The organism is Paenibacillus sp. Marseille-Q4541, from assembly GCF_018310695.1.
In the GTDB taxonomy this organism is placed as follows: Bacteria; Bacillota; Bacilli; order Paenibacillales; family Paenibacillaceae; genus Paenibacillus.
The window spans coordinates 94,617-121,160 of record NZ_JAGXCY010000010.1; the positions used below are offsets into that span (position 1 = coordinate 94,617).

A 26,544-nucleotide genomic window follows, 5' to 3' on the forward strand; every position below is an offset into this window, starting at 1 on the left:
CCGACTCTTTCACCATGTCAGTGAAAGAGTCGGGGGGTTTTTTTATGATTAGGATGAAGATGAGTTCTGACCCAGTGCTTTCATTCGTTCCTCGTAAACTTTTCCACGCGTCGGACTTCTCCGCTGAGGTATATTCGGCTTTATTTCTTTGGACCTCTGAAATACAGCTTCTTCAAGCTCCTCGTCCGTAATTACAATTGTAAAATCGTGATAAGGCACTGGAGACTGATCTGAATGCAGTTTCTCGAGCGCATCATGACAAGAAGTGAGAAGAAGTCCAAGTTCAATGCCGAGTATTTGATCAGGATACGGTTCAAGAATTTGAACGGCGCTGCTAAGCATCAGCTGGGCGCCGCGAATATTCTGGTTTCGAAAATGATACATCCCTACCGCTACTTGTAACAGCCCTTTATATACAGGCTCACGATCCAGTGCAAGCCATAACTCCTCGAGCACTTCATGACACTCAAAATAATCACGATCCCGGTTAAAATAAACTAAATAATCGACATAAAGGGGTTCGTATTTAATGCTCATCAGTCTTGCTGCTCTTCCTTGCTTTTTCAAGCAGGTTCTTAACTTCACCAGATAAATGCTTGATCGCTTCGATATCGTGAACTTGCCAATAAGCATTAAATTTCTGTTGAGCATCAATCGCTTCGTCCACGAGGTGATAGAAGTACAGCTGATGGATGATGGCAAGTGTTTTGGAGATGACATTTGATTCATCTTCGAACGTTTTTTGCGCGTCAAGAATTTCTAGTCGAATCGCTGACATTTCATTATCTAGAATAAACGCAGCTTCTGAAGTTTTTTTGAGTCGTTCTCTCACAATATCAGGCAGACTGTCTCTAAACTTGTAGTTTAAAGAATGTTCGATCGTAGCCCAGAAATTCATAGCTAGCGTTCGAATTTGGATTTCGGCAAGTACATGCTTTTGACCGAGAGCTGTCTGGACAGGATATTCAATAATCATGTGAAAACTGCGATATCCGCTCTCCTTGAAATTGGTTATATAGTCCTTTTCATAAAGAACTTTCAAGTCCTTCCGTTCCCGAATATATTCAGCTACCCTACGAATATCTTCAACAAATTGACACATGATCCGAATACCTGCGATATCCTCAATCCCTGTTTCGATTTCGCTCATTGGAACAGAGAGTCGTTTGGCTTTATCCAAGATACTTGAAATCTTCTTGACTCGACCAGTTACGAATTCGATAGGTGCATATTCTTCACGTTTTTTGAGTTCTGCCCGCATTGTTTTAAACTTAACCTTAAGTTCCTCTACGGCCTGTTCGTAAGGAAGCAAAAAAGTCCCCCAGTCTCTTCCGTCCATTGCATATGCCTCCTGTCTTATGCTCATACCTAGATCTTAGTAGTTACATTGATAGCCTTCTACCTATGGTCTGCTCCAACCGCCTCGGATATGTGACGATATCCATCCTTGCGGAGCAATTCCCGAAGACCCGCATGAAGACGCTGATTGATCTCAGGTCCTTCATATATAAGTGCTGTATAAATTTCAACCAGGCTTGCCCCAGCTTTAATCTTGTCGTAAGCATCTTTACTTGTAAAAATGCCCCCCGAACCGATAATGGGGAGTTTCCCACCCGTTTGACGATAGATTTGACTAATAATCTCAGTCGAACGATCGCGAAGTGGTTTACCACTCAGGCCACCCGTTTCTTTGGCATTTTCATGAGTGAGTCCTTCTCGGCTTATTGTCGTATTTGTAGCTATGATGCCCGAAACACCACTTTTTGATATTGTATCCACCATATACTTCAGTTCAACCTCAGTTACATCCGGTGCAATCTTCACCAGAACAGGCTTCGAAGCGCCTGATTTCTGAGATTCTTTCTTCATCTGATCCATAACTGCCGCGAGCAACTCGCTAAGCTCGCTACCGTGCTGCAAACTTCTCAGATCCGGAGTATTTGGAGAACTAATGTTTACAACAAAAAAATCAGCATAAGGGTACAACATTTGGATACACTTACGGTAATCTAAAGGCGCATCCTCATTCGCGGTAACCTTGTTCTTACCGATATTAATCCCGATTGGAATCGGTCTATCTTTTAGTGCAGATAATTTGGTTGCCATTGCTGCCGCACCCTGGTTATTAAAACCCATGCGGTTGACTAGCGCTTCATCTTGCGGAAGTCTGAACAACCTTGGCTTGTCGTTCCCTGGTTGTGCTTCTGGTGTTACCGTTCCCACTTCCATAAATCCAAATCCAATGGAAGAAAACCCAGCAACGGCTTCTCCGTTCTTATCTAGACCTGCTGCAAGACCTACAGGTGAAGGAAAATGGAGTCCGAATAAATCGGTAGCAAGATCTGCTGTTTCACGTACACGATACATGGACCGTAGCAAATTTGCTCCTCCCGGTACTCGGCCAGCTTTATTAAGCCCGCCAATAACAAGATGGTGTGCTTTTTCAGCGTCCATTGCGAAGAAAAAAGGTTTTCCAAAATTACGATACAGCAAATCATCCACTCCGTTTACATATTCTGTTATGGGTGCTTACAAGTGTATCAAAATAATACCGCAACATGTAGCACCATTATAAACAAGTGTACTATATGTAGTATGAAGTTAGCATACTTTTTGATATCACCAGCATCCCCTCTACTCTCCAGTTTAGCGTTTTTTGTAACAAAAGAAAAGGGATAGCGGCCTAAGCCTCTTCCCTTTGGGTAAACTATAGATAGATATTATCCTTTGAAAATTTTTTCCAGATTGAATACAATAGAGAAAGCTTATGATATTATCTATCTTTTGCCGTGAAAGGAGCCACCATTCCATGTCCCAAAAACGAAAAAAACCAAGCTTACAGCAAAAGAAAGAGGAAGTAAACCGGAAGGCCTTATTCTGGACTGCACTAAGTGTTCTGCTCCTAATCATTTTGATTGCTGTACTCGTCATCATCGGCGATTCAACTAACCCTTAATTAAGCCAATGATACGTTTTATCCGGATTGGTTTGGTCGGGGGCAAGTTTCGGTTTAAATCTGTCCTCGGCTTGTTCCGGTACCCATAGATCCTCGGGAGTATCAGGAGCCGCTCCAATCATAACCTTGGTTCCCTTAGGTATGAGCGCAAACAATTCTTCTATGTCTTCCTGACTCATACGAATACAACCAAGCGATTCATCTTTGCCGACACTATCTGGTTTGTTCGTGCCATGAATAGCGTAATCTGTATCCGATAACTGCATCCCCCTCGATCCAAACTCCCCGGTGGAGGTTCCATTTGGGTTTACTACTTTGTCTGTAATGACAAAACTGCCTTCTGGAGTTTTTTCGCCCCCTCACCCGACTTCATAATTTCGAAGGATGACATTCCCGCTCAGCACCATTAAACGATGTGTTTTTTTGTTAATTATGATTTGAAGTGGTGATTGCATAACGGGTTGTCCACCCCACGTATCTTCAAAGCTTTTCAGTAAAGGAGGATTTCTGTCCTCTATATCTTTTTGTTCTAAATCACTTTCTGGATATGTAATGGCTGATGCTGATCTGTCTCTCTCTTTATGTTTCAATAAAGTTATCATTTCTGGAAACAACTTCTTCAATTGAGCAGAAGAACCCCCCACCATATTATTTGGAAAAGGCTGGACCAGCTCATCAAACTGTTCTGGAAATCTGTTATTTGTTTCTTTAAATGCAGATAGAGCGCTTAATAGAATGACGGATAGTTCCTGCTTTGCTGCCCATTCCTCTGCAGCCTCACGTAATGAAAGATTTTGATCCGGAGGCATACAGCTGCAAGATTCATCCAGTAAGCTTTCACTGTATACGCCACCTTCACCGTTACTTGTCAATCGATAGGCAGGCTCAGCTTGTGATTGCCAGTATAGATATTCTCCCTTTTTGGGTACATTTACGATGACCGTGTGACCTTCCTGTAAGCGGACATTATTAATGATAAGTCCTGTCGTTTCATTTTTCATCTTCTCGTCCTGTACGGGCGCAGCAATGAACTTAACTCTATTGTCTGCTACCTGTTCAACACGATCCTGACTTGTCCCATCTCCACCTGCCGAATCTATACCGGAAGTCTCCTTCATTTCTGTTTCCCAATCTTCCGAATAGAGCTGACCTCTTTCCACACCCGGAGCAGCTGCAGAAGGGATAAGTATCAACAAAGTACAAAGAAGCAAAAACAAAACAGACTTCCGTCTCTTTTTCTTTTTCCTTTTCTCCTCTTCCATCTCCATCCATTTTTCTCTGTATTCCATCCAGATCTTAGTAGGAGCTTTGCTATGTTCGAAAGCCTCATATACACCCCCTGAACGTTCAAAACAGTAGTTTGCTTTTGCCTTTTGACCGTCCCTTTCGTACTCTTTCCCTAACAAATACCAAGCCATCTGATTATCAGGAAACTTTCGAACATAAGATTTCAGATCGTGCGATATTCGCATACAAGTCCTCCCTCCACAACACCGATCTTCCGTAAACGGAGTGTAGTGTTATGTTATATATCGGGTGTTTGATTACCAGCCTAAATAGCTGGTTTTGCCTAGGTCTTTCGATCCTGCAGTTTTTTTACTACGACAACAAAAAAACACCCTGGCACCGAATACTCGGCACCAAGGTGCATCATAATAAAAAATGAAGTGTTAGCCTTCCATATTAAACGGTGCATCTGCCACTTTGATGGAATCTGTAGGGCAACCATCGCAAGCATCTTGCATATCGTCATGAAGATCTTCTGGAATTTCTACATTACCATGGTTAGCATCTCCACTGAAGATTACTTCTGCTAGACCTTCATCATCGTAATCATAAATATCAGGCGCAGTTGCGCCACAAGCACCACAAGCGATGCATGTATCTTTTTCTACCCAAGTATATTTAGCCATTTCTTCTCTGCCTCCTATAATTTGACACACCAAACAGTAGGTTCAACTATACTAACAAACATATTAATACAAAGTGATAACAAATACAAATCATTTTGACGTGTAAATATGCCGTTGTCAAGTACTATTCCGGCCGCGGAAGATTATCTTTTTGCAAGGATGTCCCACGAGCTTTGTAATTACGTAACAGTACAGATGGATCATCGCCCAACATCCCTGCGGTTAAGACCGCATTTTCTCCAAATTTGTCTCTTAATGCATCCATTACCTGGATAAGCGACTCTTTTTTAGGCTGCTCCTGATAATCAAACAAATCCAACTGTACGGCAGATTCATTCTTGGGAATGAGATTTTGCAAAGTGATCCCAAGCAGTCTCAGCGGTTTACCCGCCCCAAATTGACGGTAAAATAGATTTACAGCTTCTTTATAAATATCCTTGTCATGATCAGTAGGTACTTGCAGGGTATGTGAACGAGTTATTGTTTTCATATCAGGCGTTCGAATCGTAATCTGAATTCCACCTGCCATCATCCCGTGTCTTCGTAAACGACGCCCTACCTGATCACTAATATTGAGAAGAACTCGATTAATGTCAGATTCGATAGATATATCTTCTGGGAGTGTAGTTGTGTGCCCTATTGATTTATTGGGTTCCCGGTTAGCAAGGACTGGAGAATCACTGATCCCATTTGCTGCTTGCTTCATCCATGCTCCGAGTACTCCAAAATATTCTTTCAACATCTGTGCATCTGCCTTTGCGAGCTGTCCTATAGTCAGAATATTCAGTTTACGTAATTTGTCGGCCGTTTTTTGCCCGATCCCAAACAGTTCCCCGCAAGGTTTGTTCCACAGCACCTTCTCTACATCCCGCAACCGTAGAACGGTAATGCCATTAGGTTTTTTCATATCAGAGCCCATCTTAGCAAGCAGCTTGTTAGGTGCAACCCCTACTGAACAAGGAATCCCCAGCTCTTCATTGATTCTTCTCTGAATTTCTTCGGCGATCTGAAGAGGCGTACCAAATTGCTTTGAACCGGTAATATCCAGATAGCATTCATCAATCGATGTCGCCTCAAGTTCAGGTGTATATTCATAGGCAATTTTCATAAATGCCTTGGAGTATTTGCGATACAAATGAAAATCTGGAGTAATCACAATCAATTCAGGACATTTCCGAAGACCCTGATTCACGACCATTCCCGTGCTGATTCCACGTTTACGCGCTTCATAGGAACACGTTACTATAACTCCTTTTCGCTTTTCACTGCTGCCGGCTACCGCCGTTGGTTTTCCCGCATATTGCTTCGGATCTTCCGCGGCATGAACTGAGCAATAAAATGCATTCATATCTACATGTAAAATAACGCGTCCCTTCACAGGATAATAATCCTTTACGTTTTCCATGCGGATTCCTTCTTTACTTTTTACTTGAAAAATAGATGACTAACAAGTCTCTTAAATCTTTATTTTACCGTGAAAATGATCTCAAGTACAACGCGTTACTTCAGTAATAAAAATATATATTGAATAATTTATCAAAATAGCATCTTACATTCCAGGTAAGAACTGATATAATAGTAAAATTATAAAGCTAAGGATGACTTCCAAAGGGGGATTAACATATTCATGTCTAAGTCCATCTCCATCTTCGATACTACGCTGCGTGATGGTACGCAAGGCGAAGGGATCAGTTTATCTGTTGACGACAAATTACACATTGCCAAGAAGCTTGATTTTCTCGGTGTACAGTATATTGAAGGCGGCATTCCGGGAAGCAATACGAAAGACATTGAATTTTTCAAGCGAGTTCAGGAACTAGGATTATCTGCGAAGATTGTAGCGTTTGGCAGTACACGTCGTAAGGGGAGTGTTGCAGAACAAGACACTAACCTGAACCGAATTATTGAATCAGGAGCAGATGCTGCTACCCTCGTAGGTAAATCATGGGATTTTCATGTACATACGGCTCTACAAACAACGCTGGAAGAAAACTTGGAAATGATTTATGATTCGATTCGTTACTTGAAACAAAGCGGTATGGAAGTCATTTTTGATGCGGAACACTTTTTTGATGGTTATAAAAATAATGCGCCCTATGCTGTTTCTGTCATGGAAAAGGCATATGAAGCTGGTGCTGATTGGCTCGTTATGTGTGACACGAACGGCGGAACGATGCCGCATGAAGTGAATGAGATTGTGTCCACTCTCGTAAGTCAGCTGCCAAATGCGAATTTTGGTATTCATACACATAACGACTGTGAACTTGCCGTAGCCAATACCCTAGCTGCAATCTCTGCTGGAGCGAGACAAGTTCAAGGGACAATGAATGGTTACGGAGAACGTTGCGGTAATGCAAATCTTTGCTCTGTTATTCCGAATCTTCAGCTCAAACTTGGATACAAATGCGTTGAAGAAGACAAACTGGGGCAGCTGACCAATGTTGCAAGATACGTCAGCGAGATTGCTAATGTCAACATGCCGGTGAATCAGCCCTATGTAGGGAACGCCGCCTTTGCTCATAAGGGAGGCATTCACGTCTCTGCAATTATGCGTGATTCACGTACTTACGAACATATCGTTCCCGAACAGGTGGGCAATAAACAAAGGGTGCTGGTATCCGAGCTTGCAGGCCAAAGCAATATTATTTCGAAAGCCAAAGATATGGGCATTGAATTTGACCCAACAAGTGAACAGACACGAAATGTTATCGATAAGATCAAAGATCTTGAACATCAAGGCTATCAGTTTGAAGGCGCCGATGCCTCACTGGAACTTCTCATTCGGGAAGCAAACGGCGAGATGCAGGAACTGTTCACGTTTGAATCTTTCAAGATGCTGGTTGAGAAAAATGCCGGGAAACCCGTTGTTTCGGAAGCCTTCGTGAAACTAAGCGTTGGTGGACGCAGTCACTACACCGCTGCGGAAGGTAACGGTCCAGTTAATGCACTGGATAATGCGCTACGAAAAGCCCTTGTCACTTATTATCCTACCCTGAAAAATATGCATCTGTCCGATTATAAAGTAAGAGTACTGGATGACAAAGATACGACAGCTGCCAAAGTCCGGGTTCTCATTGAATCCAAAAACTTTGCGAATACATGGAACACCGTCGGCGTTTCAGAGAATATTATTGAAGCCAGCTGGGAAGCACTCGTACACAGTTTCCGCTATGCCCTCCTGGAGGAGGAGCCATCGGAGTTCAATGAACCAGATGCTTTGCCTCAACAAGGGCTGGTAAATCATTAAATTCTTCAGTTATATAAAAAAAACCGGCTGCTGATTTTATGATCAGTAACCGGTTTTTTTATTTTCTCACAAGATCTTTCACTTTCTTCTCCAGTTCTTCTTCAGTCAGAATACCGAGAATAATCTCTTGGATCACACCATTTTTATCGATAAGAACATTCGTAGGAAATGCCATTCCTTTGTACAAATCATAAACAGCTCCATCTTCATCCATCATAATGGGAAATTTCAGTTTGAACGTTTCCACAAAAGCTTTCGCTTCCTTCTCTGTGTCATACTTTGTTACATTAATTCCGTAAATATCCAGATCATCTTTGTATGATTTGGCAAGCTTATTGAGGGAAGGAGCCTCCATCTTACACGGATCACACCAAGAAGCCCAGAAATTAAGCATAACGGCTTTCTCTCTCGGCCCCCCCACTTTGAATGTTCCTTTATTTCCAAGCCCTTTTAATTGAAAGGAAGGAGCGAGCAGCCCCGCTTTGGCTCCCGTTTCCGTAGGGATAGGTGACTCTGTTTGAAATACACTTTGAATATTCAAGCCACCTTCTTTATCACTGGTTTGCCAAAAAGCAAAACCGATTAGCAGCAAAATTCCAATCCATATGTACAGGTTACGTTTCATTTGCCGGTCCCTTTTCCTTGTTATAGAATATAGTTGCCCGAGTTGCTCATGATATCGTTATTATTCTACCCTTTTACAAGTAAATTATATCACAAAAAAGCCCCTTTTCTGAAAAAGGAGCCTGCACGATTCATATTCAAAAGAGTACAAGGAGCTACATTCATGTTTATACAACTATCAGCTGAGATCTATAAGCAAATGGAAGTCCTCTTTAATGCCGGCTTTCCTAACGAAGAATGCGCCCTTTTGCTAGGGACCCCCCTAATAAATCAGTCTTTTCACATCCATTCACTAGTTCCAGCTAAAAATATCGCTTCAGACCCCTTACATCACTTTGAGCTTGATCCTGCTACATGGGTTCACCATCTAATGACTTCGCCCGATTTAGTAGGTCTGTTTCACACTCACCCATCCTCAGCCCCACTCCCATCGGCTACCGATCTACATGCTCTGCAATCCTACGGAGAGTTGATTCAGATATATCTCATTGCCGGATTTACTTTGGATTCCAATACAATGGAGCTCAAAGCTTACGAAGTAACCAAACAAGATCGTGGCTTCGGTCTTCGTCCTGCAACGCTACGCATGACTTAGATGTGAATACAGATCAGAGAGAGTGATCACATCCATCCTGGATATATCGTCTAGATAACATCCCCAAAGGCGTGCAGTCATCATCGCATCTTCTAGCGCATGATGCCTCCCCTCAATGGGAATTCCCCTTGAGTAAAGTAATTCATCTAGCCCATAGCCACTTCGCTGAGGTTCAAGCCATCTTGCAAGCATCATCGTATCAATTACACGGTGACTGAGTCTGACTTTTGAAGTTTTCCACAAGGCTGCATTCAGAAAAGATTTATCATGCGCACTCGCATGAGCTACTAGAACCCTCCCACCTACAAAAGACATGAAATCATGCAACCCCTCCAGAAGCGGAGGAGCATCTTGAGTCATCTCAGTCGTTATTCCAGTAAGTTCGGTAATATGATCAGGGATGTGTTTCTTCGGTTTCACGAGGGTGTAGAACTGTTCCTCTTCCTTCACTTCTCCACCTACAACCCTAACTGCTCCAAACGATAAAATCTCATCCCCATGCTGCGGGGCAAACCCTGTCGTCTCTAAGTCAAATACAACCGCATCCAGTTCAGCCAGGGGCGTTCTGAGTGCTTCTGGCCTGCGATTTTCCCTCATAAGAGAACGAAGAAACGCCATTTGCTGTGCCGTAGGGGCGCCAATCATTGAAGCGATTGCAGATGGCACCCCACCTTGTCTGAACGAGTTCCAAAAACCGCTGTTGCCCCTTACCGGCTCTTTCATGTGCGTCTCCTCTCCACAAATCGAAGTTGCCTCTGTAAATTCCGGTGCACTTTTTTGACAGCAGACAAACCTTCTCTAAGCTCATACATCGTATTTCGCTGTCTTAGTTGATCTTCATCAATATATCCACTGCTCGATAATATACCCTGATCATCTTTCACCTGCGTGCTTCTTCTGAGCCTAAGTGCAATTAGAAACGCATCTTCGCATTGTTCAATGAGGTGCGAAGGAGCAGCTTCAAGACGAGCAAGTTTATTTAAACGGTTCATCGTGTTCGTCTCTTTCAATCCATGCTGTAATGCTAAATAACGACCGCTGTTTACTAACGGTATATACATACCATATTTAACATCAAAACCACCTGCATGTTCTCCAAAACGCTCTTTAACCACTTGACCGAGGATATTTAACGTGGCTTTGTGCTTCACGGTATTTCGAAGTACGGCAGCTGCTAGATCAGGTACGGATTCGAACAAATAACTGAAATATTCACGGAAACGTTCTGACAAAGCATCCTCTCCACTTACATGTCTCATATCAGCAGCAATAATTAAATAACGTACCGGTTCCCATTTCAAGTCATCTGCCCACTCGCTCAGCTGTAAGGTCCAGGATGATATCGTCCTTCTCCACAAAGGCTCTGAACACATCACTTTGCCCTCACATTTGGCATAACCTACAGATTCTAGCATGTTCGACAGTCTTATTCCAAATTCTGTAAAGAACCATTCCTTCTCTGGGTGATCCTCGTCGCTGATAATCATCCCATTATCTTGATCACTCCACAGCGTTGCTTCTCCTCTGCCAGAACTGCCAAACACGATGAAAGCATAAGAGACAGGAGGGTGACCAAATCCATCTTCCAGCATTTGCCCTTCTGTCAGTTCAATTGCTTTCTGTGCGACTGCATCATGCAATTCATTAACGAGCTGATACCAGTCAAGTAAGGGTATTTCTTCTATTACATTCTGCAACTCCTCTTGTCTCTTCATTCGAGCTGTCTTTAATGAGGAAACTGAGTTCACATCCTTCATAAAATCAACGCTCAAGATTGGGCCCTGGCCCTTCGATTTCAGAGGTTCCATAGATCTGTCCCCCTAGACGTGTTCTCCTTCATCATATCATGTTATTTTTATGGAGAAGGTGACATTCGATTTTTATTTGTTGTCATTGCTAAGCTATGATTTCATTTGTTCGGGATAACCGTATGTACCGTGTTCGCTCACATCGAGTCCCGTGATTTCTTCCTGCTCTGTCACTCTGATACCAGTTAAGGCTTTAATACTCCCTAGTACAGCAAAAGAAATGATGAGAACAAAACCAAAGATACCAAGAAGACCAAGCAGCTGAATTCCTAACTGTAAAATACCCCCGCCATAAAACAATCCACGTTCTCCAATTCCTATTCTCTCAACCTGAGCAGGTGCTGCAAAAAGTCCTGTAGATATTGCCCCCCACATCCCTGCAATTCCGTGTACAGAAAAAGCACTCATTGGATCATCAAGTCCCGCCTGCTCTAGCTTTATTGTTGCAAAAAAAGTAATTACACCCGCCACTGTTCCGATGAGGAATGCAGCCCATACCTCTACAAATGCACAAGATCCCGAGATAGCAACAAGCGCTGCAAGTAAACCGTTGAGTATACTTTTAATTTCTACTTTACCAAGCAGGATCCATGTAACGATAAATGATGCTAGCACACCTCCAGAAGCAGATATTTGGGTCGTAAGAGCAACGTATCCTAATAAACCATCTTCCAGCGGAGTCATCATACTTCCCGGATTAAATCCAAACCAGCCAATCCACAAAAATATAACCCCAACTACTGTAAACACTTGGTTATGCCCCGGCATAAGACTCGCATTCCCATAATCCGTATATTTACCCAATCTTGGTTTTAACAAATAGGTTGCCACGAGTGCCGCTGTAGCCCCAGTCAGATGGATTACGGTTGAACCCGCAAAATCTTGCATTCCAAGCTTGGTAAGCCATCCTCCTCCCCATACCCAATGTGCAACCATCGGATAAACGAACATCACATATAGGAGGCCAAAAAGGACATACACGTGTAACTTGGCTCTTTCTGCCATACCTCCACAAGCTATACTTAAGGACACAGAAGCAAAAGATAGATGGAACATAAATTTTAAGGCAAGCGGTACATCTGAATAATTCAATGAGCGAAAAGAGGTGTCTTGTGTATCGCTACCCAAGAAGAAGCCGGTGGTTCCAAAAAATTCATTTCCGTTACCAAAACCAACCCCAAACCCGATGGCCCAGAACGAAAAGATTGTGATGCCTATAGTCAAAATTGTTTTGCCCGCAATATGACCTGCGTTCCTCATTCGGCTAGAGCCGGCTTCAAGCAAAACAAATCCCGCCTGCATCATAAATACCAACACAATAGCTACAAAAACAAATACTGAATTCAGTCCCCTACTTAGCTGATCTTGAGTGAAGTTATCTGATGCATAAGCTGAACTTAAGGGTAGTAATACAAAAATGGAACAAAAAATAAATACCCACCTCTTGATCACAAGCTGATCTCCTCTAAAGTAGAAGCAATTTTGTGTTACATTATATAACATTATATGAAAAACTTTCTTCCATTGATATTATAATCAGAATATTAATCGGTTGACAAGAACTATTTCATCATGAGAGCGCTCACAATTCAACATGATTTTTATTACTATATATTAGGACAAGTGCATATAATGAGCTTTAAAGTGGAACGTTTGACTGTACGGTTCCCCATCATGTATCATATTGTTTATTGAAATAGGGAAAGGTGAGTGTTTCTCGATGGGGATATGAAGCTGTATCGAATCGGTGAATTGTCGAAAGCTGCCGGTGTAAGCGAACGTACGATTGACTATTACACGAAGCTCGGGCTAATTACGCCAGAACAACGTACACAAAAAAATTATAGATTGTACAATCATGAAACCTTGTCTCGTCTCGAACGTATTATCCAGATGAAACTAGAGAAGTATAGTCTCGATGAGATTAAACATTCTTTAGAAAAGTGGGGCTCCGTTTCCTCGAATGAGCAAGTTACAAGCAAACTCAACAGTCTGGAAATTCATGTGGAGCAGCTTGAACGCGAGATGAATGAACTTAAGCCTCTCCTCCAAGACATGAAACCAACCCAACAGCGCAAAGTCGTTGCAGGTTTATTAACGAAAAGCGCTGCTTGTATGGAAGCACTGAAGATTTTGCTTGAAAGCTCCATGATGTAGTTAATCACAAGAAGTATGGAGGTTATGTATATGGGATTCTTATATGTTCTTATTATTGCCGCCTTTATATTGTCGATTTGGGCGCAATTTAGAGTTAAAGGCACATTTAACAAATGGTCAAAAGTCGAAAGTTCAACAGGTATGACCGGCTATGATGTTGCAAGACACATGCTCGATACTAACGGTCTTCAAGATGTACCGATTGAACCTGTACGTGGCGCCCTTTCTGACCACTACGATCCGATTCACCGTGTCGTTCGTCTATCGGAGCCCGTTTATTACGAAAGATCCATTTCAGCTATCTCCGTTGCTTCTCATGAGGTAGGTCACGCAATTCAGCACAAAGAACATTACCCGATGCTTGTATTGCGCCATAAGATTTTCCCGGTCGTTAACTTCGCATCGGGAATCGCACCATTTCTGATTTTGGGTGGAATTATCTTTAATGCACTTAACCTGGTCGGACTCGGAATCATCTTCTTCTCCGTAATGGTAGCATTTCAGTTGATTACCCTTCCGGTAGAGTTTAATGCAAGCAGCCGTGCTCGTGATATTATCGTTCAAGAAGGTTACATCCAGCGGGATGAGGAACGTGGCGTAGGTAAAGTACTTAATGCTGCTGCTCTTACCTATGTTGCCGCTGCTTTGATCTCCTTGCTCGAACTCGTTCGTTATATTGCGATCTTCACCAGCAACCGTGAATAGTTAGCAAAAGAAACCCCAGTCTTAATCGACTGGGGTTTTGTTATGATCTAATCCAAAATAATCGAGTAAAAACGAGCGGAATGATTGTGCTACCAGCGGCAACTTCTCATCATTCCGATGAATAAGTCCAATAGAACGAGTAACACTAGGACTTGAAATTTTCACTCTAGCAGGTTGAAGCGGATTCGTTTGGAACAAAGCCATTTCTGGCAGGACGCTTACGCCCATCCCTGCAGCAACTAGACCACGAATCGTATCTGTCTCTTCACCTTCAAAAGCAATCCTCGGAGTAAATCCAGCCTCCAGACAAGCATGCCATACAATCGGTCTAAGCGAATATCCTTTGCTGAACAAAATAAATTTATCTTCCTTTAATTGATCCAGTCGAATAGACTCTTCTCCTGCGAGCGGATGATTTTGCGGCAGAATAGCAAACAACTCTTCAGTAAGAACCACATCTCCACCGATATGCTCATGTTTCTCCGGGAAAGGGGAAATAAAAGCAAGATCCACTTCAGCTGATAAAACATCTCTAATCAACGTAGGATACATTCCTTGCTTAAACTTGAATTTCACGTTAGGATAACGCTTTCTAAACTCTGAAACGACAGAAGGAATAAGATGGATCCCCAGACTATGCGGAAAACCGATACGAATTTCACCTTTTTCCGGGTCCAGAAATTCATGCACTTCACCCACAGCTCGGTCCAAATCCTTTAGAATTCCCTCTACTCTTTTACAGAACAGTTGCCCTACAGGAGTTAGTTGTAGGTTCCTTCCCTTTTGCATGAACAAGTCGATTCCGAGTTCTTCTTCAAGATGATGAATCTGGCGACTCACTGCGGATTGAGCTACATGCAGCTCTTCCGCAGCCTGAGTCACGTGTTCTTTCTGTGCAACCTTTAAAAAGTACTGCAACTGTCGTAGTTCCACTCGTTTAATCGCTCCAATCTACTAAAACCATCCAAGTATACCAAGGATGCTCTTCTTGACTCTACTGTATCATGCAAGCCCGAATGAATCAACGATGCTTCTGTTTAAATAATCTTATTAGCAATCCATAAATGAAGAACCCGGCAACAAGTCCACCAAAATGAGCGACTAGATTGATTTCAGCAACACCCAAAGAGAAAACAATACCGAACCCTAAGATCGTATACAAAATTTTTCTTGAGGCCTCATCCATCTTGTTACGCTGAAAAATAGCAATATACAAAAAAGCACCATACACACCGTATATTGCACCGGACGCTCCCACCGAAAAAGTTGGAGACGATAGATTATTATAATAACCCTGGGTTATTACATTTCCTATAAATCCACTAGCAATATATAGCAATGCATATTTCCATGCACCAAGTAATCTTTCAAGCGGCGGTGCAAACACTAACAGAGCAAAACAGTTAAAGAATAAATGACTGAATCCGGAGTGAAGGAACATGGATGCGAATAAGCGCCACAATTCATCATTAAGAGGCGGTATGTTAGCTAGTGCTCCAAACTTCAGCAACGTGATCGGATCCTCTGATCCCCCATTGAACAATAGAACTATAAACATGATCACATTAGCAGCAAGTAGTAGTGTTGTTATTGGATAATATTTTATGTACCCTTTCCAGTTCTCATATCGCAAAAAAATCATAACATCATCCTTCCATCAATGCCCTTCATTGGACATACACTTCTTAATACGATTATAATAGATAAGTAACAAGATCACCAATCTCAAGGAGGTACATATAGATGTCCCATGAACGTACTGGCGTAGCCACTTTTAAAGGAAGTCCTCTCACACTGATCGGACCTGAACTCAAGGTGGGTGATCAAGCCCCCGACTTTACATTAAACAAAAACCTACTCATGGAAGCAACTCTTTCTGATTACGCAGGCAAAATCAAACTAATCAGCGTTGTTCCTTCCCTTGATACTGGCGTATGCGATGCACAGACTCGCCGTTTTAACGAAGAAGCAGCATCTCTCGGCGAAAACGTAGTTATTCTAACGGTGAGTGTGGATCTTCCATTCGCACAGTCTCGTTGGTGCGGTGCCGCAGGGGTAGATAAAGTCGTTACCCTGTCGGATTATAAAACAAAATCCTTTGGCGAAGCATACGGAGTCCTTATTAAAGAATTCCAACTCGATATGCGTTCTATTTTTGTCCTTGATGCAAATGACAAAATTACATACGTTGAGTATCTGGCAGAAATGTCAGAACCACCTAACTATGAAGCAGCTATTCAAGCGGTTAAGGAACTGCTTTAATTGCAACAAAAAAAGCGAACGAGGACTTGTCCTTGCTCGCTTTTTATTTTATTCGCCTGTCACTTTATATTTGGCGAGTTTCTTGTCAATGACATCAAAGATCTGAAGAATAATTCGATAATTCGCTCCAAGATCACCTAAAGAACCTTTTGAAGCAGAATAGATGTCCACAGCTGTACGAACAGGCGTCACTTGAATTACAGTTACTGTAATATCGAGTGTGCGGCCAAATGTAGTCCGTTTCTCCATCGTAATTTCTCCAACGGAAGGCACTTCATGCAGAACTTTATAACCAGGAATTTTCTTCATCAGAGATGATACTTCGTCCCAAGCTTTCTCCCTTGACAAGTTATAGTAACGTGTCTTCATCTTTGGATCCTTAGCTCGATCGCTTGTTCCCTCCATACTGCGGACAATACCAACGAGTGTTCTTTTGAGTGACAAGACCCTTCCTCCTTTATATGTAGCCGTTCCTTTTTTCTATATCTAGTGTAACATTCTAAATCACAGAACAAAAGAGAGCAGCACAAAACGTATGTAATAACATCCAAATCCATATCCGTAAGGGGACCTAAGAGCTGCAGTCTACTTACTTTTATGAAACTAAAAAAACACCTCAAAAGCACTCAGTAAAGAGTACGTGAGAGATGTTTCTAATGTAATCCAAAAAAGGATTCCCGCAAATGCCGTCCGATTATATTGTCTTCTGAACCTGCGATAGCAGGTGGGTGACCGCAGAGCTGGTTATGAAGTCCCCATGTCATATAGACAGGGCTTTTCAGCCGCACCTCGTTAGATCTCCCGAGACATAGTCATTGGTTCAAAAACAACGAATAACCGATACGAACATCGCAGGATGTAGAAACAATTATAGCGCTATTCCATGTAAAAGTAAACATTAAAACAGAATATGCTAAAAATCACGACTCTTCTTATTTCATATCTGTGCGAGAACTAGGGGACAACTCCTCTTGCTCCCCTTCTTCTTTTTCTGCCTCTGCTGCTTGCATCTTCTCCATCTGCTCCTGCATTTTCGTGAAGGTAGCATAGAAGTTAAAGAAAGCGAACCAGGCAATTACGCTGCCAATAAAGAAAAAGAATAACGCCGGATACTGTGCACCAATATAGCATAACAGCCCTGCTCCAAGGAGTGTGGAGAATACTCGGAAAGGACGAATCAGCGTAATAAGCACTGCATTTTTAAGTATCATTCCAATTGACATGTGATAATGAACTACCATTGAAAAGAAGTTAAACATAGATACACCAAGCAACAACAGTAGAATCAGCATAATAATACCGACCAGCTGCAGATTCTCAAATTGCGTCATGTACACGGTGTAATCGAGATACATAATAACAAACAGCAGGGTGTAGAAAAGTCCACCGATCATACTTTGCTTATAGTTTTCTTTGTACCCCGTAAAATAAGTTTTGAACACGGGAACATCAGTATCCCCCATTACCCATTTACGAACAACGTTGAACAAAGCAGTGGTTGCAGGGAAAAATGTAAACGGTGCCACAATAGCTATGGCCCAGTTCATTTGAATTGATTCATTCGTCATCCCTTGACCCATCACTAGTATCTTAACAATTACAAAGAAAAAGAACGGTGAAGCACAAAGCACCCATAAAAGGTTTGATCCAGCAAATCTGGTAATCCATTCAGTAAGGCGGTATAAGCCTCCCATTGCTCCCTTGAACTCCAAAATTATTCTCCTCCTTACACATGGGGAAACTCCCATTACATAGGCATTTTACCACATGCATCATCTTAGATGCGGATTTTACGGATTCCGGGTAGCACTTTATATTATGTCTGAATGCAAGCAAGACGCAGCTCTGTCAGCAAACATAGCCATTCATAATGTAAATAACCGGCTCAGAAAATCCAGAGTAAAGTCTTGATATCTACTACTAACTATACCGCATAACTATAATGAAAAGCTAGGGTATAGATGAAATCTAAGCCATAGTATTGAAAGAAATATGCACATTATGCTAAATAAAATGATAACAACCTATTTATATCCCTTGTGGGCATCGGTCTAATCATTTCTGGCAATCGGGCCATAGGATAACGTGTAGTTCGAAAGCAAAGCAGCTTCTCATATGCAAGGAGGTGAATTGCTATGTCTTACGACTGTGGTCCTGTTGGTGGTATTACTGGAGGTTGCGGTACTGGCGGTTTCGATTGGTACTCCACTGGTACAATTCTTGTGTTGTTCATCTTGCTTGTAATCATCTCCAAAATATTCTTCTGTTAATAAACAGAAAAGACGAAGCATAATATGCTTCGTCTTCTTTTTGTATATTATTCGAATGAAGAATCTTCACGACGACTAGGTCTGCGATCTCCACTATTGTTATTACTGTTGTTACTGCTGCCAGTATTGTTATTGCTGCTGTATGAACGTGGTTTACGATCACGATCACGGTCACGGTTATATCCGCCTTCTTTGCGTCCACCGCCGCTATATCCACCTCTGCTATTACTGCTTCCACCGCCACGGTTGTATCCGCCGCTGCTTCCGCCGCTGCGATTACCACCATAACCGCCAGATGGTTTACGTCCGCTTGAACGAACGTCTGGTTTACGACGTTTAGCACGAATTGGATCCTCAGGTGTAAGTTCAACAGCTGCATCTTTTTTGTCGCCTGTCAAAAGTTTAAGCGCTGCGGACAAAAGTTGAACAGAATCATACTGCTCAAGCATTTGAATAGCGATGCCTTTGTATTCATTCAGTTCGCCGTCTTGAACAATTTCAAGAAGACGCTCTGCAGTTACACGTTGCTTACCTTCAATTGCCTCTGCAAGTGTAGGAAGTGGCTTACGTGGAATACGGTGACGTGTAACACGCTCAATGAAATGCAAATGATCGATCTCACGAGGAGTAACGAATGACCAAGCTGCACCTTCTTTACCTGCACGGCCTGTACGACCGATACGGTGAACATAGCTCTCAGGATCTTGCGGAAGGTCAAAGTTAACTACATGTGTTACGCCAGAAACGTCAAGTCCACGAGCAGCAACGTCTGTAGCTACGAGTACATCGATGCTACCGTCACGGAACTTACGCATAACTGCGTCACGTTGATTCTGAGAAAGGTCACCATGAAGACCATCTGCAGAGTACCCACGTTTTTGCAAAGCTTCTGCAAGCTCATCAACACGGCGTTTAGTACGACCAAACACGATAGCAAGCTCAGGAGATTCCATATCAAGCAAACGACTCAGTGCGTCAAATTTTTGACGTTCTGGTACTTCGATATACGATTGATCGATAAGAGGTGCGCTGACTTGTTTAGGAATAACCGATACATGCTCTGGATTCTTCAAGAATTGTTGAGCAAGCTTTTGAATGTTAGGAGGCATTGTAGCCGAGAACAACATCGTTTGACGATCGTCTGGAACTTGTTTCAGGATAGATTGAATATCCTCCATGAAACCCATGTCGAGCATTTCATCTGCTTCGTCAAGAACGACAGTTTGCACGTCTTCAAGCTTGATTGTTTTACGGTTGATATGGTCAAGCAAACGACCTGGTGTACCGATAATAACTTGTGGTTTCTTTTTTAGAGCGCGAATTTGGCGAACAATATCTTGACCGCCGTAGATTGGAAGAGTGCGGATTCCTTTAAAACGGGAAAGTTTCTCGATTTCTTCTGCTACTTGGATAGCAAGCTCACGTGTTGGAGCCATGATCAGTGCGCGAATTTTTTCATCTGTTTTGGAGATTTTGCTGATCAACGGAATACCGAATGCAGCTGTTTTACCCGTACCTGTCTGTGCTTGTCCGATCAAATCGCTACCGCCTAATGCGAGTGGGATTGATTTGGATTGTATTGGTGTTGCCTCTTCGAATCCTAGTTCTGTAATAGCTTGTAGAACCTTAGGTTCCAAATTAAATTCTGAGAAAGTTGTCAAATTTTTTCAAACTCCTTCTTATATGGTGGACATGTGGACAAATCCACTTCGTTATCTGTATTCTTAAGTAGCGTTACATTTATTGGCTGTTTCATCCTGCAACAGTTTCACTGCACGATTTCACATTTTTCAATATAAAGAGAATACTTTCTCTCTCCAATCGTCTAAACTACATATGATGTTTAATTGAAACTTGCTGAAAACAAAACATGCTTTTCCGAAAAAAGCGACCTACTCAAGAACATCCAATCACTATTATATCACAAAACAATTTACAATTACCAGCTAGCATTATACTATGAATCATTATCGAGGTGAAAATGTGCTTAAATTACTTACAAAATCCGCACTAGTAATTATTGGCGGAGCCATCATTGCAGCAGGTTTTAACCTGTTTTTAATCCCTCACGAGCTGTTAAGTGGGGGCATTTCTGGTGTATCCATGCTGATAGGATATTTTACCAGTTTGAATTTCAATTTCATGTACTTTGCTTTTAACATTCCGCTTCTTATCGCCGGTTGGTTCCTGCTCGGAAGAAGATTTATCAGCTTTAGTATCGTGAATGTTATTGCGACGACCTGGTTGCTAAATCTCGTTCCAGTAACCCCCGTTGTAGAAGATCCCCTCTTATCCTCTGTGTTCGGAGGAGTTCTCATTGGAGGCGGGACGGGTCTTGCATTCAGGGCAGGAGGATCTTCAGGTGGTCTGGATATCGTTGCTTCCATTATTACAAAATTCCGTGATTTTCCTGTTGGTACCGTTATGGCGTTTATGAACGGGATTATCATTATGCTAGCTGGGTATTTGTTTGATGATTGGAATATTGCGTTAATCTCTGTTCTATCCATTTACATTACTGGTAAAGTTGTAGATCTCATTCATATCGGGCATGTGAAGGTGACCTTATTTATCGTTACCAATGAAGCAGATATCATGCTCAAAGAATTGTTACCAAGACAGCGAGGAGTAACCAAAATCAAAACGCAAGGTGCCTTCACTGATCATGAGAAAGATATGCTCATGACCGTAACAACCAAATATGAGTTGGATGAAATAAGGCAAATCATTAAGGAGACTGATCCAAAAGCATTTGTTAACATTGTGGAAACAGTCGGAATTATGGGTTCTTTCAGGAAAAATTAGGGTGTTTGTCAAGTGTAATATTTCAAGTCATTGTGGTATACTATGAATGCATACCCGCTATAGCAACTGAGTTCTTAGAGCTTATCTTGTCTATCCGTAATTTCACCAAAGCACATGGCTTTTCCGGGCAATGAATGATTCTTTGCTGAATGATTCTAAGTGAGGAAAGGGTGATTATTTGTGGAAATGGAAAGAGTAAAACTGTCTGAAATCGTCATGAAATGGTTTCCAGAAATGCTCCCAACTCTAAGACAAAATGAACTCAATTCGTTAATTGTGCTACGGGATGGATTCGGTATTCTGGAACCAGAAGATGCCATGGAAATAATTCAGTACAGCATTTGTGAACAGCAGGACAATATGTATTTACAATAAAACCGTTACGCAGCCGTTATACCGGATTTTTTTTCGGAAATAGCGGTTTTTTTATTATGTTTTAACCCATTGTTTTCTTTTACAAGAAATTACGCTGTTCAAACAAGGAAGCTTCCATTAGAATATTTCTTTGTGTGCAAAACACGAATTTATTAGCAAAAGATGGAGAATATCAGACATGAATCAAACTTTTACTACACCGCAAAAATGGAAGCAATTCCTAATCATCTTGCTTCCTATACTCGTCACGCAAATATCTTTATCTGCAATCACTTTCTTTGACACCAACATGTCAGGACATTTCAGTCCCAAGGATTTAGCAGGAGTAGCCATCGGAACAAGCCTTTGGATTCCCATTCAAACAGGACTTAGTGGTATCCTCATGGGGATCACTCCTATTGTGTCTCAGTTAGTAGGTAGTGGCCGCAAAAACGAAGTCCGTTTCAATGTCATGCAGGCCCTTTATTTTGCCATTGCTATCGCTATTCTCGTTCTCATTGCCGGCAGTTTAGTCATTGGCCCGATTCTAGAATTTATGAGTCTTGAAGAACGTGTTCGAAATGTTGCTTACGATTTCCTTTGCGCCATTTCTTTTGGAATTATCCCACTCTTCGGATACTCGGTTCTTCGTAACTTTATGGATTCTCTAGGTCAAACGAGGGTAACCATGATCATTACTCTCATCTCTTTGCCAATCAATATCTTGCTAAACTACTTGCTTATCTTTGGTAATCTAGGTTTTCCTCGTCTTGGCGGGGTCGGTGCAGGTATTGCTTCAGCCATCACCTATTGGGTCATTTTTTTGATTTCCATATTCGTTGTTCATCGCATTCAGCCCTTTGCCAAGTATGGAATATTCCAAAAGTTTCATGGACCTTCTATAAGAAAATGGAGGGAACTGCTGACGATCGGCATCCCTATCGGATTCGCTATATTTTTTGAAACCTCTGTCTTCTCGGCTGTAACGCTCCTTATGAGCAGATTTGATACAGCAACGATTGCAGCTCATCAAGCAGCTTTGAATTTTGCTTCTACCCTATATATGATCCCTCTCAGCATCAGTATGTCACTGACTATTCTGGTTGGTTTTGAGGTAGGGGCGAAACGGCTTCAGGATGCGAAGAAGTACAGCAAAATTGGCATAGGTAGTGCCGTTACCTTATCACTACTCACCGCTGTGGTTCTTATCGTTTTTGGCCGACAGGTAGCAGGCATTTATTCTACGGATGCCGTTGTCATCGGACTTATTCAGCATTTCCTAGTCTATGCTATCTTCTTCCAAATTTCTGATGCTGTGGCTACACCAGTACAAGGTGCACTCCGCGGGTATAAAGATGTTACCCCTGCATTTATTATTACCTTTGTTGCTTTTTGGATTATCGGACTTCCTGTTGGATTTATAACAGCAACTTACTCAAGCCTTGGGCCGTATGGTTATTGGATCGGTTTAATTATTGGTCTTGGTTTCGGGGCAATAGCACTGCTATGGCGTCTTCTAAAGATGCAACAAAAATACAATGTAAAACTACAAAACTAATCAAAATAAAAAAGCTGATTCATGTTTACCGATCGGTATTCACGAAGCAGCTTTTTCTTTTTGCTATTGGGAAAGTCGAAGTGCAAGTTCATACAAATCCATATCTATGGATTTTTTTGTATTTACTACAAGATCAATGTCCGTAAGAGTCAACTGATTGTTAATAATACCGCAAGCTTTATCGGACTCTCCTTCAATCAATTTACGAACTGCAAAGTCGCCTAGACGGCTAGCCAGATTACGGTCAAAAGGAGTCGGTGTTCCACCGCGCTGAATATGACCCAGAACCGTTACACGTGGCTCATAAGTAGGACAGCGTTCCATGATTTCTTTAGCTACATCTTCGCCCTTGCCAACACCTTCAGCTACGACGATGATACTATGACGTTTGCCGTGTTCAAAGTTTGATTTCATCCGGTTTGCAACTTCGTCCATGTCAAACGGAACTTCAGGAACAAGAATCGTTTCTGCACCGGACGCAAGGCCTGCATGAAGTGCGATATCTCCGCAATGACGACCCATAACTTCAACGATGGAAGAACGCTCATGGGAAGACATCGTGTCACGAAGTTTATTAATTGCATCAACAACAATACTTGTTGCTGTATCAAAACCGATTGTGTAATCCGTGAACGAAATATCATTGTCGATCGTACCCGGCAATGCCATTGTTTTGATCCCCAACTTACTCAGTTTGTTAGCTCCTTGGTAAGACCCATCTCCACCAATAACGACAAGACCGTCAATACCGCGCTCATTCAAAATATTTGCACCTTTTTGTTGTCCTTCAGCCGTCATAAATTCTTTACAACGTGCAGATTGCAGAACCGTTCCTCCGCGCTGAATAATATCTCCTACGCTGCGAAGATCCATTTGACGAATATCATTGTTCAAAAGTCCTTGGTAGCCCCGCTGTATACCAAACACTTCTAAACCGAAATAGAGACCACTACGAACCACGGCACGGACAGCCGCGTTCATTCCTTGAGAGTCTCCTCCACTAGTTAATACTGCTATTTTTTTGACTGCTGACATGATGATTTCCTCCTCTTATTTCTCATACATATGTTTACGAATCCATTTGGAGTTTGCCAAGAAAAAGCGTCTAGTTAATGGGCTGTTTCTCAGTAATCTTTTGGAAACGGAACGAACCTCCTGCTGCTCGCTGACCTTAGGATCAGTCAGATATAGTGCAAGCAGTCCTTCAATAATCATCCGGTGAAAAGAACTTGCAGGGATATGCGAAACGTCTTCACGTGCTTCATCGACAATATAGGCTATTCGCTCGATCATCTCATTCTCACTTTCGTAATAGTTACAAAAGTTAAGATCTCCACCCTGTCTGTCTTCCTCCTGATCGATTAAATAATCAAGCATGATGTGTAGCCCTGTCACATGCGGAAAATAGGATGCATGGATTGCGGAAGCTCCATCATCATCAAGATGCGGGTCTGTAGCAGCAAGAAACAGCATGAATACTCCTAGTGTGGAACCCGTAGCTGCTGCAAATTCATTCCAATGCAGCAATGGGGTACGATGCTTATGAAGTTCCCACCAATGGAGTAAAGCTTCTTCACGAAGTTCAGGCTTAATATGCTTGTATACTTGTAAGTCTACATAAAGCCCTGCTAAATCCTGTACATAAGATTTAACAATGGGATACCCTGGCAACTTCCTTAAGCAGGATTGACAGGTCAACACAAGACTATGCAGATACCCCTCATCTTCTTGTTCCTTACGAAGCGCATAATAATTTACTAATTCCGCGTCAGGATTAACCGCGTCAAGCATCGATTTATGTAGCAGCCTAAAATCTTCGGCATCCATGGAAGTGCTTCGATCGCATAAATTATCCAAATAATCACTAATCGTTTGGTACGATACGATGAGCGGAATAAGAATATCCTTCATCGGCAAATTGGCGGCTGCATAAATCGAGCCTCCTTCGCAGTGAAACTGTTTGCTTGCAATACTGGCGAGTGCCTGTGTTCTAAGCTCCGGGTCTGGAATCTGTTCTGCTCTCATTTTAATCTGACTAAGCTCATGTCTTGCCCCCGGGAAAATATGCCTATACACCCGGTTCATTAGTCCGATGGGCCCCCGTGGAACATTACGATTACTTTGTTTTTGGTTAATCAAATGACGGTGCCTCCACTTTGTTCTTTACATATTCATACCTGTTCAAACCACTTCCCATTATAATATGACATACCATTTTGTACAAATAAACTAAGTCACGTTACTTATATTTGATCTATCATTTCCACTCTGTCCATTTTTTATCATATATATCAGGTGAACATGTGTGAATATAATCACAGAAAAACCAAAAAAAGCGCAGTTCCCCTTTCGGGAAAACTGCGCTCTCATTACACGATTCAACAAACTTGTATAAGAAATCCGATAAGTACGGAAATATTCTTACAGTTTGATTACGTTAGCTGCTTGAGGACCACGGTTACCATCAGTAATTTCGAATTCAACCGCTTGACCTTCTTCTAGAGTTTTGAAGCCGTCTCCTTGAATTGCGGAGAAGTGAACGAATACATCGTCGCCGCCTTCAACTTGAAGAAAACCATAACCTTTTTCTGCATTAAACCATTTAACTGTACCTTTCAAATGAACAACCTCCTAAAAATACCGCCATCTATGGCGAATGTCTATATTATACTGCATAAGTATTTACAATGCAATTATTGTTTTGATCAAAACCGTAAAATAATTTGCTTCTGACACCTGGGTAAGGTATCATTTTACCAAAACCGCAAATGGAGAAATGCATATGATTAAAAAACATCAAATATATAAAAAAGACAAATGGAATATGATGACAGTAGAAGTACAAGGCCGCTATCTTGTCCTTCGTGAAATTTCAGATCAATGGGGCGAAGATACTCATACATTTATGAGCAGACCTGCTCTTATGCATTGGGCTAAGAATCGTTTTCCTAAAGAAGATTATGTAAATAACGAAGAAGAATGGGCTGAAATTATGGCCGCTTTCAAAGAGGTATAAAAATTATGGGTGCCAGCAGCAATATTCTTATCTTTATTGTTTCTGCCTTCCTGCTCGGTGTTGTCCTCATTATGAAAAGGGACTCAGTCCCCCAAAGGCTTCGGAGGCCACTTGCCATAGCTTCTATTCTAATGATTTCATTCGCGTTCTTCCTTATTATTTACAGCATGTTTACAATGGGTAGCTAACCGGCTGAACATTAACTGTTTTCTGCCGGCTACTCCCTTTCAAATATTTCATTGCCAGAACGGTCATACTACGCGTTAGTGCCTTT

General features: G+C 41.9%; 28 protein-coding genes, 1 other RNA gene and 1 pseudogene. 11 read left to right on the top strand and 19 right to left on the bottom strand.

Features of this window, described 5'->3' with window-relative positions; genetic code table 11:
- Positions 1-48 precede the first annotated feature (48 nt).
- From KFT32_RS13090 to KFT32_RS13100, 3 genes are read right to left on the bottom strand one after another with little or no spacing between them, the layout of a single operon-like run.
- Entirely contained in the window at positions 49-537 is a 489-nt protein-coding gene (locus tag KFT32_RS13090) for a DUF309 domain-containing protein (protein ID WP_249435861.1), read from the bottom strand.
- Entirely contained in the window at positions 527-1,339 is an 813-nt protein-coding gene (gene yjbM, locus KFT32_RS13095) for a GTP diphosphokinase (RefSeq protein WP_211747660.1), read from the bottom strand. Before yjbM ends, KFT32_RS13090 begins: the two co-directional genes overlap by 11 nt.
- A gap of 59 nt (positions 1,340-1,398) precedes the next feature.
- Complete coding sequence (locus tag KFT32_RS13100) at positions 1,399-2,493, bottom strand: quinone-dependent dihydroorotate dehydrogenase (RefSeq protein ID WP_211747661.1); 1,095 nt, start codon at positions 2,491-2,493, stop codon at positions 1,399-1,401.
- 316 nt (positions 2,494-2,809) lie between these two features.
- Here KFT32_RS13100 and KFT32_RS13105 point away from each other — a divergent pair, with 316 nt between their 5' ends.
- Positions 2,810-2,956, top strand: coding sequence for a hypothetical protein (locus tag KFT32_RS13105; protein ID WP_211747662.1), 147 nt, complete (start codon positions 2,810-2,812; stop codon positions 2,954-2,956).
- Here KFT32_RS13105 and KFT32_RS13110 read toward each other — a convergent pair.
- The 3 genes and pseudogenes from KFT32_RS13110 to KFT32_RS13125 all read right to left on the bottom strand — a co-directional run.
- Positions 2,953-3,381 (bottom strand): annotated as a pseudogene (locus KFT32_RS13110) (L,D-transpeptidase); the annotation flags it as partial. The gene KFT32_RS13105 and the pseudogene KFT32_RS13110 overlap by 4 nt on opposite strands.
- A gap of 1,245 nt (positions 3,382-4,626) precedes the next feature.
- Positions 4,627-4,869 carry a ferredoxin gene (locus tag KFT32_RS13120; RefSeq protein WP_211747664.1) on the bottom strand — a complete coding sequence of 81 codons (243 nt, stop codon included), beginning with the start codon at positions 4,867-4,869 and terminating at the stop codon, positions 4,627-4,629.
- 124 nt (positions 4,870-4,993) lie between these two features.
- Positions 4,994-6,274 carry a DNA polymerase IV gene (locus KFT32_RS13125; protein ID WP_211747665.1) on the bottom strand — a complete coding sequence of 427 codons (1,281 nt, stop codon included), beginning with the start codon at positions 6,272-6,274 and terminating at the stop codon, positions 4,994-4,996.
- A gap of 222 nt (positions 6,275-6,496) precedes the next feature.
- Here KFT32_RS13125 and cimA point away from each other — a divergent pair, with 222 nt between their 5' ends.
- Positions 6,497-8,116 (top strand): citramalate synthase, encoded by a 1,620-nt coding sequence (gene cimA / locus KFT32_RS13130; RefSeq protein WP_211747666.1) that lies wholly within the window; start codon positions 6,497-6,499, stop codon positions 8,114-8,116.
- Positions 8,117-8,174: 58 nt separating this feature from the next.
- Here the strand turns inward: cimA and KFT32_RS13135 are convergent, their stop codons facing one another.
- Positions 8,175-8,741 carry a TlpA disulfide reductase family protein gene (locus tag KFT32_RS13135; RefSeq protein ID WP_211747667.1) on the bottom strand — a complete coding sequence of 189 codons (567 nt, stop codon included), beginning with the start codon at positions 8,739-8,741 and terminating at the stop codon, positions 8,175-8,177.
- Positions 8,742-8,903: 162 nt separating this feature from the next.
- Between KFT32_RS13135 and KFT32_RS13140 the strand changes: the two genes are divergently transcribed.
- Positions 8,904-9,335, top strand: a complete 432-nt coding sequence (locus tag KFT32_RS13140; protein WP_211747668.1) for a M67 family metallopeptidase — start codon at positions 8,904-8,906, stop codon at positions 9,333-9,335.
- Here KFT32_RS13140 and KFT32_RS13145 read toward each other — a convergent pair.
- From KFT32_RS13145 to KFT32_RS13155, 3 genes are all read right to left on the bottom strand, one after another.
- Complete coding sequence (locus KFT32_RS13145; protein ID WP_211747669.1) at positions 9,321-10,058, bottom strand: exonuclease domain-containing protein; 738 nt, start codon at positions 10,056-10,058, stop codon at positions 9,321-9,323. The genes KFT32_RS13140 and KFT32_RS13145 overlap by 15 nt on opposite strands.
- Positions 10,055-11,143, bottom strand: coding sequence for a DUF294 nucleotidyltransferase-like domain-containing protein (locus tag KFT32_RS13150; RefSeq protein WP_249435862.1), 1,089 nt, complete (start codon positions 11,141-11,143; stop codon positions 10,055-10,057). The genes KFT32_RS13145 and KFT32_RS13150 overlap by 4 nt, the downstream gene beginning before the upstream one ends.
- Before the next feature lie 93 nt (positions 11,144-11,236).
- Positions 11,237-12,595: an ammonium transporter gene (locus tag KFT32_RS13155; protein WP_349304905.1), complete on the bottom strand. Its 1,359-nt coding sequence runs from the start codon at positions 12,593-12,595 to the stop codon at positions 11,237-11,239.
- Positions 12,596-12,871: 276 nt separating this feature from the next.
- Here KFT32_RS13155 and KFT32_RS13160 point away from each other — a divergent pair, with 276 nt between their 5' ends.
- Both KFT32_RS13160 and KFT32_RS13165 read left to right on the top strand, forming a co-directional pair.
- Complete coding sequence (locus KFT32_RS13160) at positions 12,872-13,300, top strand: MerR family transcriptional regulator (protein WP_211747703.1); 429 nt, start codon at positions 12,872-12,874, stop codon at positions 13,298-13,300.
- 30 nt (positions 13,301-13,330) lie between these two features.
- Positions 13,331-14,005, top strand: coding sequence for a zinc metallopeptidase (locus KFT32_RS13165; RefSeq protein WP_211747671.1), 675 nt, complete (start codon positions 13,331-13,333; stop codon positions 14,003-14,005).
- 21 nt (positions 14,006-14,026) lie between these two features.
- Here the strand turns inward: KFT32_RS13165 and gltC are convergent, their stop codons facing one another.
- Together gltC and KFT32_RS13175 are read right to left on the bottom strand one after the other, a co-directional pair.
- Positions 14,027-14,938 (bottom strand): glutamate biosynthesis transcriptional regulator GltC, encoded by a 912-nt coding sequence (gene gltC, locus KFT32_RS13170; protein WP_211747672.1) that lies wholly within the window; start codon positions 14,936-14,938, stop codon positions 14,027-14,029.
- An 88-nt stretch (positions 14,939-15,026) separates the two neighbouring features.
- The gene (locus KFT32_RS13175) at positions 15,027-15,647 is read right to left on the bottom strand and encodes a rhomboid family intramembrane serine protease (protein WP_211747673.1); all 621 of its coding nucleotides are present in this window, start codon (positions 15,645-15,647) and stop codon (positions 15,027-15,029) included.
- A 101-nt stretch (positions 15,648-15,748) separates the two neighbouring features.
- Here KFT32_RS13175 and tpx point away from each other — a divergent pair, with 101 nt between their 5' ends.
- Positions 15,749-16,267, top strand: a complete 519-nt coding sequence (gene tpx / locus KFT32_RS13180) for a thiol peroxidase (RefSeq protein ID WP_211747674.1) — start codon at positions 15,749-15,751, stop codon at positions 16,265-16,267.
- A 48-nt stretch (positions 16,268-16,315) separates the two neighbouring features.
- Here the strand turns inward: tpx and KFT32_RS13185 are convergent, their stop codons facing one another.
- The 3 genes from KFT32_RS13185 to KFT32_RS13195 all read right to left on the bottom strand — a co-directional run bounded on the left by KFT32_RS13185 (position 16,316) and on the right by KFT32_RS13195 (position 17,979).
- A complete protein-coding gene (locus KFT32_RS13185; RefSeq protein ID WP_211747675.1) occupies positions 16,316-16,711 on the bottom strand; it encodes a DUF1499 domain-containing protein in 396 nt (131 codons plus the stop codon).
- 226 nt (positions 16,712-16,937) lie between these two features.
- Positions 16,938-17,128, bottom strand: a non-coding RNA gene (gene ssrS, locus KFT32_RS13190) — 6S RNA.
- Between the two features lie 71 nt (positions 17,129-17,199).
- Complete coding sequence (locus KFT32_RS13195; RefSeq protein WP_211747676.1) at positions 17,200-17,979, bottom strand: YesL family protein; 780 nt, start codon at positions 17,977-17,979, stop codon at positions 17,200-17,202.
- Positions 17,980-18,402: 423 nt separating this feature from the next.
- Between KFT32_RS13195 and KFT32_RS27445 the strand changes: the two genes are divergently transcribed.
- Positions 18,403-18,537, top strand: coding sequence for a hypothetical protein (locus KFT32_RS27445; RefSeq protein WP_283246432.1), 135 nt, complete (start codon positions 18,403-18,405; stop codon positions 18,535-18,537).
- Positions 18,538-18,584: 47 nt separating this feature from the next.
- Here KFT32_RS27445 and cshA read toward each other — a convergent pair whose 3' ends face one another.
- Positions 18,585-20,198 (bottom strand): degradosome RNA helicase CshA, encoded by a 1,614-nt coding sequence (cshA, locus tag KFT32_RS13200; RefSeq protein WP_211747677.1) that lies wholly within the window; start codon positions 20,196-20,198, stop codon positions 18,585-18,587.
- A 322-nt stretch (positions 20,199-20,520) separates the two neighbouring features.
- Between cshA and KFT32_RS13205 the strand changes: the two genes are divergently transcribed.
- The 3 genes from KFT32_RS13205 to KFT32_RS13215 all read left to right on the top strand — a co-directional run bounded on the left by KFT32_RS13205 (position 20,521) and on the right by KFT32_RS13215 (position 23,254).
- Positions 20,521-21,342: a YitT family protein gene (locus KFT32_RS13205; RefSeq protein ID WP_211747678.1), complete on the top strand. Its 822-nt coding sequence runs from the start codon at positions 20,521-20,523 to the stop codon at positions 21,340-21,342.
- A 186-nt stretch (positions 21,343-21,528) separates the two neighbouring features.
- Positions 21,529-21,717, top strand: a complete 189-nt coding sequence (locus KFT32_RS13210; protein WP_211747704.1) for a hypothetical protein — start codon at positions 21,529-21,531, stop codon at positions 21,715-21,717.
- Positions 21,718-21,895: 178 nt separating this feature from the next.
- Entirely contained in the window at positions 21,896-23,254 is a 1,359-nt protein-coding gene (locus tag KFT32_RS13215) for an MATE family efflux transporter (protein ID WP_211747679.1), read from the top strand.
- A gap of 63 nt (positions 23,255-23,317) precedes the next feature.
- On the opposite strand, the gene pfkA is transcribed toward KFT32_RS13215, so the two are convergent.
- From pfkA to KFT32_RS13230, 3 genes are all read right to left on the bottom strand, one after another.
- Positions 23,318-24,289: a 6-phosphofructokinase gene (pfkA, locus tag KFT32_RS13220; protein ID WP_211747680.1), complete on the bottom strand. Its 972-nt coding sequence runs from the start codon at positions 24,287-24,289 to the stop codon at positions 23,318-23,320.
- 15 nt (positions 24,290-24,304) lie between these two features.
- Positions 24,305-25,339, bottom strand: coding sequence for a tetraprenyl-beta-curcumene synthase family protein (locus tag KFT32_RS13225; RefSeq protein ID WP_211747705.1), 1,035 nt, complete (start codon positions 25,337-25,339; stop codon positions 24,305-24,307).
- A gap of 336 nt (positions 25,340-25,675) precedes the next feature.
- Positions 25,676-25,873 carry a cold shock domain-containing protein gene (locus KFT32_RS13230; RefSeq protein ID WP_160033010.1) on the bottom strand — a complete coding sequence of 66 codons (198 nt, stop codon included), beginning with the start codon at positions 25,871-25,873 and terminating at the stop codon, positions 25,676-25,678.
- A 163-nt stretch (positions 25,874-26,036) separates the two neighbouring features.
- Here KFT32_RS13230 and KFT32_RS13235 point away from each other — a divergent pair, with 163 nt between their 5' ends.
- Positions 26,037-26,270, top strand: a complete 234-nt coding sequence (locus KFT32_RS13235) for a hypothetical protein (RefSeq protein ID WP_211747681.1) — start codon at positions 26,037-26,039, stop codon at positions 26,268-26,270.
- Positions 26,271-26,544: the final 274 nt, after the last annotated feature.